This is a genomic window from Thalassotalea coralli, from assembly GCF_055786205.1.
The window spans coordinates 19,624-33,179 of the sequence record NZ_JBVVBK010000003.1 but is presented as its reverse complement, the minus strand read 5'-3'; the positions used below and the strand labels follow the sequence as shown (position 1 = coordinate 33,179).

General features: G+C 41.2%; 13 protein-coding genes. 12 read left to right on the top strand and 1 reads right to left on the bottom strand.

The features are described 5' to 3' along the window. The first annotated feature begins 14 nt into the window (after window positions 1-14). The 11 genes from ACOB80_RS08415 (at window position 15) to ACOB80_RS08365 (ending at window position 11,816) form a co-directional block, all read left to right on the top strand. On the top strand, window positions 15-1,334 hold the full coding sequence (locus ACOB80_RS08415; protein ID WP_473165373.1) for an N-acetylmuramoyl-L-alanine amidase: 1,320 nt from the start codon (window positions 15-17) through the stop codon (window positions 1,332-1,334). 10 nt (window positions 1,335-1,344) lie between these two features. Then, the gene (gene mutL, locus ACOB80_RS08410; protein WP_473165372.1) at window positions 1,345-3,252 is read left to right on the top strand and encodes a DNA mismatch repair endonuclease MutL; all 1,908 of its coding nucleotides are present in this window, start codon (window positions 1,345-1,347) and stop codon (window positions 3,250-3,252) included. 48 nt (window positions 3,253-3,300) lie between these two features. Further along, window positions 3,301-4,197, top strand: coding sequence for a tRNA (adenosine(37)-N6)-dimethylallyltransferase MiaA (miaA, locus tag ACOB80_RS08405; protein WP_473165865.1), 897 nt, complete (start codon window positions 3,301-3,303; stop codon window positions 4,195-4,197). Between the two features lie 123 nt (window positions 4,198-4,320). Then, on the top strand, window positions 4,321-4,584 hold the full coding sequence (gene hfq / locus ACOB80_RS08400; protein WP_473165371.1) for an RNA chaperone Hfq: 264 nt from the start codon (window positions 4,321-4,323) through the stop codon (window positions 4,582-4,584). Between the two features lie 33 nt (window positions 4,585-4,617). Then, the gene (gene hflX, locus ACOB80_RS08395) at window positions 4,618-5,904 is read left to right on the top strand and encodes a ribosome rescue GTPase HflX (protein ID WP_473165370.1); all 1,287 of its coding nucleotides are present in this window, start codon (window positions 4,618-4,620) and stop codon (window positions 5,902-5,904) included. Between the two features lie 76 nt (window positions 5,905-5,980). Next, window positions 5,981-7,129: an FtsH protease activity modulator HflK gene (gene hflK, locus ACOB80_RS08390; protein WP_473165369.1), complete on the top strand. Its 1,149-nt coding sequence runs from the start codon at window positions 5,981-5,983 to the stop codon at window positions 7,127-7,129. Between the two features lie 3 nt (window positions 7,130-7,132). Next, complete coding sequence (gene hflC, locus ACOB80_RS08385; RefSeq protein WP_473165368.1) at window positions 7,133-8,014, top strand: protease modulator HflC; 882 nt, start codon at window positions 7,133-7,135, stop codon at window positions 8,012-8,014. A 71-nt stretch (window positions 8,015-8,085) separates the two neighbouring features. Beyond that, window positions 8,086-8,271 carry a DUF2065 domain-containing protein gene (locus ACOB80_RS08380; RefSeq protein ID WP_473165367.1) on the top strand — a complete coding sequence of 62 codons (186 nt, stop codon included), beginning with the start codon at window positions 8,086-8,088 and terminating at the stop codon, window positions 8,269-8,271. Window positions 8,272-8,428: 157 nt separating this feature from the next. Next, a complete protein-coding gene (locus ACOB80_RS08375; RefSeq protein WP_473165366.1) occupies window positions 8,429-9,727 on the top strand; it encodes an adenylosuccinate synthase in 1,299 nt (432 codons plus the stop codon). A 417-nt stretch (window positions 9,728-10,144) separates the two neighbouring features. After that, window positions 10,145-11,392: a malic enzyme-like NAD(P)-binding protein gene (locus ACOB80_RS08370; protein ID WP_473165365.1), complete on the top strand. Its 1,248-nt coding sequence runs from the start codon at window positions 10,145-10,147 to the stop codon at window positions 11,390-11,392. 73 nt (window positions 11,393-11,465) lie between these two features. Further along, complete coding sequence (locus ACOB80_RS08365; RefSeq protein ID WP_473165364.1) at window positions 11,466-11,816, top strand: hypothetical protein; 351 nt, start codon at window positions 11,466-11,468, stop codon at window positions 11,814-11,816. A gap of 57 nt (window positions 11,817-11,873) precedes the next feature. Here the strand turns inward: ACOB80_RS08365 and metJ are convergent, their stop codons facing one another. Further along, the gene (gene metJ / locus ACOB80_RS08360; protein ID WP_473165363.1) at window positions 11,874-12,206 is read right to left on the bottom strand and encodes a met regulon transcriptional regulator MetJ; all 333 of its coding nucleotides are present in this window, start codon (window positions 12,204-12,206) and stop codon (window positions 11,874-11,876) included. 177 nt (window positions 12,207-12,383) lie between these two features. On the opposite strand from metJ, the gene metB reads away from it, so the two are divergent. Then, on the top strand, window positions 12,384-13,541 hold the full coding sequence (metB, locus tag ACOB80_RS08355; protein ID WP_473165362.1) for a cystathionine gamma-synthase: 1,158 nt from the start codon (window positions 12,384-12,386) through the stop codon (window positions 13,539-13,541). Window positions 13,542-13,556 lie beyond the last annotated feature (15 nt).

The following is a 13,556-nucleotide window of genomic DNA, read 5'->3' as shown; positions in this document are numbered from 1 at the left end:
AAGAGGTAATCACTATGTTGCGGTGTTTCGCGACTCGCAGTCTGCTGGTTTTGTTATTGTCATTGTTATCTGTTCAGCTACAAGCTGCGCAGAAAAATAGCATTGATGGTGTTCGTATTTGGCCAGCGCCTGAAAATACCCGCATAGTATTTGATCTTAAAAATACCCCAGAATACACCTATTTTAGTTTGAGTGGTCCCAATCGATTGGTGATCGATTTTAAAGACACAAAAAACATCGTCAAACTAAAAGCGCTGGCCTCAAAAGATAAGCGAATCAAACGTATTCGCACCTCTACACCTAAAAGCAAACATGCGACACGCTTAGTGATCGAATTAGAGGACAAATACAAGTTAACGGTATTTGCCCTTGCGCCTGCTGGGCAATATGGTAATCGATTAGTGGTTGATCTGTATGACCAAAATCGCGTTGTGCAAAGTGTGCGAACGCGCAATACCGACAAGCGCGATATTGTGATCGGTATAGACGCAGGCCACGGTGGTGAAGACCCAGGTTCTATTGGTGCTAAAGGTAACTACGAGAAACATGTGACTTTAGCTATAGCCAAACGTTTGAAGCGATTGATAGACAAAGAAAAGGGCCTTCGTGCTGAGCTGATCCGAACGGGAGATTATTACATCACTGTTGGTCGCAGAAGCCAGATCGCACGTAAGAAGCAAGTCGACTTGTTAGTCTCTATTCACGCTGACGCTTTTCGAACACCGCAGCCAAGTGGCGCGTCTGTGTGGGTGGTATCGAACAGTCGAGTAGAAAGTGAATTAGCTAAATGGTTAAAAAATAGAGAGAAAAACTCAGAATTATTGGGTGGCGGTGGTAGCGTTATTAAAAATACCAATGACGATAATTTAGCGATGACTATCGCAGATATGAGTAAAGAACACTCGTTAGAAGTGAGCTTAAGTACCGCTTCTTATATGCTCCGCCAATTAAAAACCGTGACAAAATTACACAAAAAGTCACCTCAACACGGTAATTTCGGTGTTTTAAAATCTTCTGATATTCCTTCAATATTGGTAGAAACTGGTTTTATTTCCAATCACCAAGAAGAAAGAAACTTAACGAATAAAAAACATCAGCAAAAGCTCGCAAATGCAATGTTTAAAGGGATAAAACAATACTTTGCTAATCAACCACCCATGGGATCCTACTACGCTTCTATTGGTTATCGACAGCATAAAATAAGCCGTGGAGAGTCCCTCTCTGTTGTCGCACAACGATACAATGTTTCTGTCAGTAAACTTAAATCTCTAAACAATTTATCTTCCGATGTTGTTCGTATAGGACAAACGTTAAAAATTCCTCGCGCAGACTAGGCAATAATTAATGACCATAGAAATTCTTCCAGCAAGACTTGCCAACCAAATTGCTGCTGGTGAAGTAGTGGAGCGTCCTGCTTCCGTTGTAAAAGAGTTAGTTGAAAATAGTCTTGATGCTGGCGCTACTCAAATAAAAATCGATATTGAAAAAGGTGGCGCAAAGCGCATTCGTATCTCTGATAACGGCAGTGGCATCGTTAAAGATGAATTAACGCTTGCTCTGAGCCGCCACGCAACCAGTAAAATTAAAGATTTAACTGACTTAGAAGGTATAGCCTCTTTAGGGTTTAGAGGAGAGGCACTCGCGAGTATCAGCTCTGTGTCTCGACTAACGTTAACCTCAAAAACCGAGCAACAAGATTCAGCATGGCAAGCGCAGGCACAAGGGCGTGATATGGCCGTAGAGTTAAAGCCTGCTGCCCACGTTAACGGGACAACAATAGATGTTGTAGATTTGTTTTTTAATACACCTGCGCGGCGCAAGTTTTTACGCACAGAAAAAACCGAATTTGGCCATATCGATGAAGTCATCAAGCGTATTGCTCTGGCGAGGTTCGATGTTGGTTTTACCTTGGTACACAACGGTAAAATCATTAGGCAGTACAAGGTAGCAGACACCTATACAAAACAAACTAAACGTGTTGCCATGGTATGCGGACAGGCGTTTATCGATAACGCCATAGAAGTGAGCGTTGAACACGACGGTTTAACGTTAAACGGATGGATAGCTGCCCCTAGTTTTTCGCGAAGTCAAAACGACTTATGCTACAGCTATGTGAATGGTCGCATGATGCGTGACAAGCTGATTAATCACGCCATCAGACAAGCCTATCAAGAGCGGTTACCGCTAGAGCATTACCCCGCATTTGTACTTTTTTTGACCCTTGATGTGCGAGAGGTTGACGTTAATGTTCATCCAGCAAAGCATGAAGTTCGTTTTCATCAAAGTCGTTATGTTCACGACTTTATCTATTCCGCATGTCATAGAAGTTTACAGCAAACACTTAAAACGCAAGAACCAAGTTTTGACCAGAGTGAAGGGCTGCAATCTGAAAGTCTTCACTATGAAAAATCTGGTGTTTTTGCTTCAACTGAGCCGTTAACCGCTTCCGAAGGTTCTTCTCCATATTCAGTTGATTCAAACTATCAAGGAAGTCAGCACGGCAATGCTAATCGTTATAACCGTGATTATGTTCAGCCATTAAGACATGAATCCAATCAACATTCGTACTCCGATAGAGTGTCATCGCAGGCTACCAATATTGGCGAAGCATCACGAAGTTATCAAAACTTGATGACACCGCACCCTAGCTTTAGCGAGCAAGCGCAGCACGAACCATCTAGCAGCAAGCAAGAAAACGTATTGCCGGAAAATCAGGTGAAAGAATGGCACTTCATAGAGCCTAATTACGCGATGATTTTTATTAACGGTCCACGATTGCTTAGCCTTAAAAAACTAGCGAAGGAGTTGGCACTTACTAAATTTGTTAATCGAGGCGCTCAGGGCTTAATTGCGCAGCCATTATTGTTACCAGTAAAGGTTAAAGTAAATGCCGAACAACTTAGCCTTATTAATCTAAGTGAGCAGGGCTTAACTTGGTTAGGTATAAAATTAAACATCTTAAACAAAGATTCTGTTCAGATTAGAGAGTTTCCGACACTGTGGCGCGAGCAAGATGTTACCGCCACGTTCATTGCGCTTATTGAAAATGTGATGGCAATCAACAAAGGTGTTGATTTGACGGTTTGGCAAGAAATGGCAGCAAAAGTAGAAGCAGAGTCGCCTTATTCTCAACAACGGACTGATTTACTACGTATTTCTGCTCAGCAACTACTGCAAGGTAAAATTAATGACAATCTTATCTTGAATTCTGTTGAGGTAGACCTTACATCAGCAATAGAGCGATTAGTATAGGCAATCAACTTGGTAGCGAAAGACAAGCAACCGCCGGTAATCTGTTTAATGGGGCCTACTGCCTCCGGTAAAACAGCATTGGCGTTTGCACTTAAAGATAACTTTCCTTGTGAGATTATCAGTGTAGATTCTGCGTTAGTATATCGTGGAATGGATATTGGTAGCGCTAAACCTACTGCCGATGAGTTGGCAAAGTACCCTCATAGGCTAATAAATATCAGAGATCCTAAAGAAAGTTATTCTGCTGCCGATTTCTGTAAAGACGCGTTAGCTGAAATTGCTGATATTCGCAGCCAAGGAAAAATACCAGTTCTTGTCGGCGGTACTATGATGTACTTTAAAAGCTTAATAGAGGGTATTTCACCGTTACCAGCTGCTAATGCCGATATACGAAAGCAAATAGAACAACAGGCAAAAGAGCATGGTTGGCAGTCGCTACACGATGAGTTGGCAAAAGTAGATCCTGAATCTGCTGAGAGAATTCATCCAAACGACCCACAACGCTTAACACGCGCTATTGAGGTTTTTCGCCTGACTGGAAATACTTTGTCACAATTAACTCAAATTAAAGGTGAAACTGTATCAGGTGATGTTCTACAATTTGCGATAACGCCGAAAAATCGCGCTGATTTGCATGACAGGATTGCGCTTAGGTTTGAGCAAATGCTGTCGCAAGGATTTGAGCAGGAAGTTAAAGCTTTAAAAGCTCGAGGTGATTTACACGAAGATTTACCTTCTATACGGTGCGTTGGCTATCGCCAAATGTGGCAATATTTAGAAGGTGATATAAGCTATGATGATATGGTGTTTAAGGGGATTTGCGCCACGAGACAATTAGCTAAGCGACAATTAACTTGGTTGCGTAGCTGGCAAAATTTAACGTGGCTAGACATGGAAAGTGATAATAATCTTGAACAAATTTCACATGCGCTAAGCAAACTTTAAACATTGATGTATAATTAAATTTGTCTAGGTAGAGTTTATTTGAACATGAAGCTCGCGTTGTTATAAATTTTCACTAGGCATTTTAGTTTTATTTTTCACAACAATAACAAAAGGGGCCAAATAATGGCGAAGGGGCAATCTTTACAAGACCCATTTTTGAATGCGTTGCGACGCGATCGCATTCCAGTAGCAATTTATTTAGTAAATGGTATCAAACTACAAGGACAAGTAGAGTCATTTGATCAGTTCGTAATTTTGTTAAAAAATACGGTAAGTCAAATGGTTTATAAGCATGCCATTTCAACTGTGGTTCCAGCTCGTGCGGTAAACACGGCACCACAAACTAATCAAGGCGGATATAATCAGCCTATGGATGCACCAGAATAATGAAACTGACATGTATTGTTGGGAGTTGCTCATTTGTTTGATCGGTATCAAGCAGGTGAGCAGGCGATACTTGTTCATGTAGACTTTCCAGAAGAAACTGCCCGCGAAGACTTACAAGAATTTGAAATGCTTGTAAGTTCGGCAGGCATTGAATCGCTTTCGGTAATTACCGGCAAGCGAAACTCTCCTCATACCAAATTCTTCGTCGGTAGTGGTAAAGCAGAAGAAATAGCCGAAGCGGTAAAGCTTTATGATGCTAATGTCATTTTGTTTAACCATAGTTTATCGCCGTCTCAAGAAAAAAATATCGAGGCACTATGCCAATGTCGTGTGGTCGATAGAACGACACTGATACTTGATATATTTGCTCAACGTGCGCGTACTCATGAAGGTAAGTTGCAAGTTGAACTTGCCCAATTAAAGCACATTAGTACTCGACTTATTCGTGGTTGGACCCATTTGGAGCGGCAAAAAGGTGGTATTGGCTTAAGAGGACCAGGTGAAACTCAGCTGGAAACTGACCGACGATTATTACGCGAACGTATGGTGAGTATACGTAAACGCCTAGAAAAAGTGGAAAAGCAACGACAACAAGGTCGACGAGCTCGTAGTCGTGCGGAAGTACCTACGGTATCATTGGTAGGTTACACCAATGCCGGTAAGTCGTCTTTATTTAATCGCATTACCCAAGCTGACGTCTATGCAGCTGATCAACTGTTTGCAACGTTAGACCCAACACTTCGCAGAATTGAAGTGGATAATGTTGGCACCACTGTGCTTGCTGATACTGTTGGTTTTATTCGTCATCTTCCTCACGATTTAGTCGCAGCGTTCAAAGCAACCTTAACGGAAACGCGTGAAGCAGAACTACTTTTACATGTTATTGATATTGCAGACGAAAGACGTGCTGAAAATATTGAACAAGTGCAAGAAGTCTTAACTGAAATCGACGCTGGTGAAGTGCCGCAATTATTAGTTTGTAATAAAATCGATAAACTTGAAGACTTTATGCCTCGTATAGACAGTGACGAGAAGGGAAATCCTATCAGGGTTTGGCTTTCTGCACACACTGGTCAGGGAGTAGACATGCTATTTCAGGCGTTGTCGATGCGAATGGCAAGACAAATAGTAAAGCACCAATTAAGAATACCGCCTGCTTATGGCAAATTGCGAGGCAAACTTTACCAGTTAAATTGTATCTCTCAAGAAGATTATGATGAACAAGGTAATTGCCTTTTAAGTATAAAGATGCCACTTCAACAGTGGAATCAATTGATTAAACATGATGAAGCAGCAATAGAACGCTTTATTGAAAATTAACAGCCTGATATATTAAGGCCACTTTTGACTTAATATGTCGCAAATTAACAATTTTGTGTAAATAACGGAGTGCGTTATGGCGTGGAATGAACCAGGGAAAGATGATAAAGATCCCTGGAAAAATAAAGGTGGAAACAATCAAGGTCCACCTGATTTTGATGAGTTATTAAAGGATTTAGGGAATAAATTTGGTGGCGCATTTGGCGGTGGGAAATCGTCGGGTGGCGGCTCTGGAAAAAGCTTCTCTTCTATTGGTATTAGCCTGATCCTTATTATCGCTATTTTGGGTTATGCGTTTACTGGCTTCTATACCATTAAAGAAGCGGAGCAAGGCATTGTGTTGCGCTTTGGCCAATTCGCAGGCACCGTTGAGCCAGGCCTTCGCTGGAAGTGGACGTTTGTTGATAGAATTATTCCTGTTGATATTCAAACAACTCGTGACTTACCTGCGTCAGGGTTTATGTTAACTCAAGACGAAAACGTAGTGCGTGTTGAAATGCAAGTTCAGTATCGAGTTGTAGATCCACGTGCTTATGTATTCAGTGTCACTAATGCTGACGAAAGTTTAAGTGAATCTCTTGATAGTGCACTTCGCTACGTTGTTGGTCATTCTAAAATGGATGACGTTTTAACAAGCGGCCGTGAACAAGTTCGTCAATCTGTATGGGCAGAGCTTGAGAAAATTATCGAACCGTATAATTTAGGTCTTATCATTGTTGACGTTAACTTTAAAGATGCGCGTCCTCCTGAGGAAGTTAAAGATGCATTCGATGATGCTATTGCTGCGCAAGAAGATGAAGTCCGTTTTATTCGTGAAGCTGAAGCCTACGAAAAAAGCATTGAACCACGTGCTCGTGGCCGTGTTAAACGTATGGAGCAAGAAGCGTTAGCGTACAAAGAGCAGACTGTATTAGACGCACAAGGTGCTGTTGCTCGTTTCGAGAAGTTACTTCCTGAGTATCAAGCTGCGCCTGAAGTAACTAGAAAGCGTCTTTACATCTCAACGATGGAAAAAGTTTACAGCAATACCAGTAAAGTGATGGTTGATGTTGATGGTGGCAACAACATGATGTATTTGCCTTTAGACAAGATCATTAACCAACAGCAAACTGTGCCAAGACAGATGAGTCAACAACCTATTACGATTCAATCTAGCCAGCAATCAACGCCGTCAGCGCCTTCGCTTTCAGGTCGTAGTGATAGATTTAACAGTGGGAGAAACTAAGCAATGAAGAACTTTGTAATTGCCTTATTTGCAGTCGTTTTCTTATTAGCTGTTTCGTCTGTATTTGTTGTTTTTGAAGGACAACGCGGTATTGTTTTTCAATTCTCAAAAATTAAGCGTGATGATGCTGGAGAGATGAAAGTGTACGAACCTGGTTTACACTTCAAAGTCCCTTTAATTGAATCTGTACGTAAAATTGACGCACGTATTCAAACACTGGATGAAGCACCTGACCGTTTTGTTACCTCTGAGAAGAAAGATTTGATTGTTGATTCTTACGCTAAATGGCGCATAGTTGACTTCTCAACATACTACTTACGTACATCGGGCTCACTTGAAAATGCGCGCGCCTTATTAAAGCAAAAAGTTAATAATGGCTTGCGTACCGAGTTTGGCTCTAGAACGATTAAAGAAATTGTTTCAGGTACACGTGATGAGTTAATGGATAAAGCGCTACAAAGTGCGAAAAGCAGCCGTGAAGATTTAGGTATTGAGGTTATTGACGTTCGTGTTAAAGCGATTAACTTACCAACTGAGGTAAGTAACTCTATCTATGATCGCATGCGCGCTGAGCGTACTGCTGTAGCGAAAGAGCATAGATCAGAAGGTCAAGAGCAAGCTGAGATTATTCGCGCAACGATTGATGCAAAAGTTACCGTAATGTTAGCTGATGCACAAAAGAGAGCCTTTGAAATCCGAGGTGAAGGCGATGCGCTTGCGGCAAAAGTTTATGCTGACGCTTACCAAAAAGATGCTGAGTTCTATGATTTCTTCAGAAGCTTAGAAGCATACGAAAAAAGCTTTAGCAGCAAAAACGACATCATGGTTGTTAAGCCAGATAACGACTTCTTTAACTACTTGAAAGATAGTACTAAAGCAAAATAGCCTAGGTTGTTTTAATAAGATATGGCCGCGAAGTTCGTTAAGTGCTTCGCGGCTTTTTTATAGGGGATCATATGACATTAGAACTATTCATCACTGCATTTGGCTTGGCGCTTGTTATAGAAGGTTTAGTTCCGGCGCTGTTTCCTAACAAGTGGCGTAACTATGTTTCTAAATTAGCGGCAGAAAGCCCAAGTAATATCCGCTCAATGGGCTTAATCGTTGTCGCGATAGGCGCATTTATTTTACTGGTTAGTTAAACGCGACTTCCCACGATATTATTTCTTTTTGAACTATATAAGTTATTTTCTATTCAATGAATTAGCTCATTTGCTGCAAAATCCATCAAATATTTGCTTGGACTCGTACTGGCTTTTTGATAGAATCCCCGCCTAATTTTCTTTCCACATAGTAAATATGGGTAAAAACGTCGTTGTGCTCGGCACCCAATGGGGTGACGAAGGTAAAGGTAAGGTAGTTGACTTATTAACAGACAAAGCAAAGTTTGTTGTACGCTACCAAGGTGGACATAACGCAGGTCACACTCTTGTGATTAACGGTGAAAAAACCGTTCTCCACTTAATTCCATCAGGTATTCTACGCGATAACGTTAAATGTCTAATCGGCAATGGCGTTGTTCTGTGTCCTAAAGCTTTAATGGCTGAAATCACTATGCTTGAAGAGCGCGGTGTACCAGTACGTGAACGCTTGTTAATAAGTGATGCTTGTCCGTTAATTCTTCCGTATCACAATGCTTTAGATATGGCGCGTGAGAAAGCACGTGGCAGCAAAGCAATTGGTACTACTGGCCGTGGTATTGGTCCAGCATACGAAGATAAAGTTGCTCGTCGTGGTTTACGCGTTGGCGATTTACTTAACACTGAAGCATTTGCAGCTAAGCTAAAAGAAATTGTGGAATACCACAACTTTGCGCTTACGCAATACTACAAAGCTGAAGCGGTTGATTACGATCAAGTATTAGCAGACGCATTAGCGGTAGCAGATATCATTAAGAACATGATCGCAGACATTCCTGAAATGTTAGATCAAGCACGCAAAGCGGGCGATGCAATTATGTTTGAGGGTGCGCAAGGAACCTTGCTAGATATCGATCACGGTACTTACCCATATGTAACGTCTTCAAATACAACAGTTGGTGGTGTTGCTACTGGTTGTGGTTTTGGTCCTCGTTACTTAGATTACGTTTTAGGTATTACCAAAGCTTATACCACACGTGTTGGTTCTGGCCCATTCCCTACTGAATTGGACGATGAAATCGGCAACCACTTAGGTACGGTTGGTCACGAATTTGGCGCGACGACAGGTCGTGAACGTCGTTGTGGCTGGTTCGACGCAGTAGCTATGCACAGAGCGGTTCAAATTAATTCAATTAGCGGTTTTTGTTTAACTAAGTTAGACGTTTTAGACGGCTTATCTACGTTAAAAATCTGCACAGGTTACAAAACAGCTAATGGTGACGTAATTACCGTTCCACCAACGGCGGCTGAAGGTTATGAAGAAGTAACGCCTGTATACGAAGAAATGCCAGGTTGGACTGAGTCAACGGTTGGCGCTACGTCAATTGACCAGCTTCCTGAAAACGCTCGCGCTTATATCAAGCGTATCGAAGAAGTAACAGGCGTTCCTGTAGATATCGTTTCTACTGGACCAGACCGTAATGAAACTATTATCTTGGTTAATCCATTTAGCGAATAGTATTCATTGAAAAATTCTTATATTAAAAACCACCGCAAGGTGGTTTTTTTATACCTTTTTATTGCTACTTATGCCTATTATCGCAACAAGATTTTAACATTTTGCGCATATTCATACAGTTACTGTAGTCCTGATTTTTGTATACTAAATGCGAAATATTGCCGCTAAAAGAAGCGAAAAAGACAAAAGTTATAAGTAAAATCTTTGATATAACAAAAAAGATATATAGAAAGTAACCTATTTATCTCGAATATTCACCCAACTTATTTGTATTAGTTTTCCAAAGATACTAGGTTTTAAGCGGTGTGTAGGCTTATTTTGCCCAACTGGTCAGGGTTGATATTAGGGGGTGAGTTCTCATACCATTAGCGAAAAATAAAACATAATACTTTTTAACGCACTCTAAAGGACACCACTATGACAGATTTGCGCCAGCAAGCATTGGACTATCATCAGTTTCCATCGCCGGGCAAAATTAGTATCGAATTAACAACTCCTGCCGAAACGAGCAAAGACTTAGCTTTAGCTTATAGTCCAGGTGTTGCTGAACCAGTACGCGAAATCGCTGAAAACCCAGATGCAGTTTATCAATACACTGCAAAAGGCAACACTGTTGCAGTTATCACCAATGGCACTGCGATTTTAGGCTTAGGTAACCTTGGCGGTATGGCTTCAAAACCGGTAATGGAAGGAAAGGCTTTACTGTTTAAACGTTTCGCCAACATCGATTCTTTCGATATCGAAGTAAAGCATAAAACTGTTGAAGAATTCGTTAGCACTGTTGCTAATATAGCTGATAGCTTCGGTGGTATTAACCTTGAAGATATTAAAGCGCCAGAGTGTTTTGAAATTGAAAAAGCATTAATTGAGCGTTGTAAAATTCCTGTATTTCATGACGACCAACATGGTACGGCAATCGTAACGGCTGCTGGCATGATAAACGCGTTGGAAATCCAAGGTAAACAATTAAGACACGCTAATATCGTTTGTATGGGCGCAGGTGCAGCCGCTATCGCTTGTATGGAGCTATTAATTAGTTGTGGCGCACAACGTGAAAAGATCTACATGTTAGACACTAAAGGTGTTGTTCATACGCGTCGTGACGATTTAAATGAATATAAAAAGCTTTTTGCTAACAATACTGATAAACGCACTCTTGAAGACGTGATTGATGGCGCAGACGTGTTTGTTGGTGTTTCTGGCCCAGATCTTCTTAGTGAAGAACATGTAAAAATGATGGCGAACAATCCAGTTATCTTTGCTTGTTCTAACCCTGATCCAGAAATAAAGCCAGAAGTTGCCAAGGCTGCTCGTGAAGATGTGATCATCGCAACAGGTCGTTCTGATTACCCGAACCAAGTTAACAACGTATTGTGTTTCCCGTTTATCTTCCGTGGTGCATTAGATGTTCGCGCTCGCACAATTAACGATGCAATGAAAGTTGCTTGTGTGCATGCAATCCGTGAATTGGCGAAAGAGCCTGTGCCACAAGAAGTATTAGCGGCAAGTGGTGAAACTGCATTAGAGTTCGGCAAAGATTATATTATTCCAAAGCCAATGGACTCTCGTTTATGTGGTCGTGTTGCTAAAGCCGTGGCACAAGCCGCGGTTGATTCTGGCGTTGCTGCTTTAGAAATGCCTGAAAACTATATGCAAAACGCATAAAGCTTGATTATTCTATAGTGACACGGCAATGTGTCCTGCCGTTCACTATAGTTTTGTTCAAGTAAGTGATTGTATGGCTAAGCCCAAACTCAAAGCATTTCTATTTAATCTCCTCGTTTATCCTGGCATAGGTCAGCTAACATTAAATCGCCCGAAACGAGGTTGGCTGTTAATCAGCACCTTTACTTTTGCCCTAGTGTTATTCTTTTACGAGGCAGTATCTAAAATTATGCCTTTAGTGGAAAAAGTAAAAACGGGTAAACTTGCGTTAACGCAAACGGCCATAGCGAAGGAAATGCAGTTAAACCCAATTTACTTAGATTGGGAGTTAATTACTTATCTGTTATTGGTATTATTGTTCGGCTGGTTGTTCGGGCTTGTCGATTGCCTAATAACGGCAGAAAGTGATAGCGAAATAAATTGATGGCGACAAAAAAGGAAGCTTAAAGCCTCCTTTTATTACACGGATTTTCGTGAATTGCTACTCGTTTTCGTCAGATTCGTATTGACTAAAATCAGTAATACCTTTTTCTTCAAGAATTTTGCGAACGCTTGCGGGTAACTTTTCTTCGTTATCTTTCGCAAGATCTTCGTCACTCGGAAGTGGTTGACCGGTAAATGCGTGCAAAAACGCTTCACATAGCAACTCACTATTAGTTGCGTGGCGTAAATTATTAACTTGGCGTCTAGTACGCTCGTCAGTTAGTACTTTTAATACTCGTAGTGGAATTGAAACGGTTATTTTCTTAACTTGTTCACTTTTTTTTCCATGTTCAGCATAGGGATTAATATATTCCCCGTTCCACTCTGCCATGCGTACCTCAATGATAAAACCTAATTACAATAAGAGATTTTACCCGTTAGATAGCATGAGTCAATAATGAAAGTGTAGAAGTTTAGAAGTCTAAAGTTGTTGCATGGAAAATTTAAAAGGTTTAGACTTTTGGACGTCCAAACATCTAAAACGGCATTTTTTGGTAAGGTAACGCACATGACAGACAAAAAACTAGCAACAACAGCGGTAAGAGCTGGCATAAATACTGATGAGCATCATGGCGCAGTTATACCTGCGATCCATTTATCTAGCACGTATGCGTTAAAAGGGTTTAACGATAAACGCCAATTCGATTATTCTCGAACGGGTAACCCAACTAGAGCGACTTTTGCTCAAGCTATTGCTGATTTAGAACAAGGTGCTGTTGGTATTGTGACCAGCACCGGAATGTCATCTGTGCATCTTATCTGTCAGTTACTTTCTGTCGACGATACCGTGGTTATCCCACACGATTGTTACGGTGGCAGTTATCGTTTATTTACTCATTTAGCCAAAAGAGGGCAGTTTAAGCTTGTTGTTGTTGACCAATCAGATCAAGATGCATTGGATAAAGCTTTAGCTCAGAAACCTAAGTTAGTGTTAATTGAAACACCGAGTAACCCTTTAATGCGCTTGGTGGATATCAAAGCTATCACAGCGCAAAGCCAAGCAGCTGGGGCGTTAGTTGCGGTAGATAACACCTTTTTATCGCCAGTATTGCAACAGCCGTTGTTACTGGGTGCCGATATTGTTTTCCATTCAACTACAAAATTTATTAATGGTCATAGTGATGTTGTGGGTGGTGTGTTAGTGACACGTGAACAAGCGCTAGGTGAAGAGTTAGCTTGGTGGGCAAATTGTATTGGTATTACAGGCTCTGCGTTTGACAGCTACTTAGCGCTTCGCGGTTTAAAAACATTACCTGTTCGTATGAAACAGCACCAAGAGAACGCTAATCAAGTGGCGTCGTTTTTAAAAGAGCACCCTGCAGTAGAAAAAGTGTATTTCCCTGGATTTGAAGATCATCAAGGTCATGAGTTAGCCAAACAACAACAATACGACTTTGGCTCAATGATGAGTTTTGAAGTAAAAGGCGGTGTCGAGGCTGTTAAGAAGTTATTTGCTAGCGTTCAGTTGTTCACCCTAGCGCAATCCCTAGGTGGCGTAGAGAGCCTAATTAGTCATCCTTCAACAATGACTCATGCAGGCATGGAATTGGAAGCACAAATAGCTGCTGGTATCAGCCAGTCGTTAGTACGATTGTCTGTAGGCATTGAAGACATCGAAGATATAATTGAAGATTTGAATCAAGCTTTGCATGCTAGCCAAGCATAATCTTTTGTAGGTAAA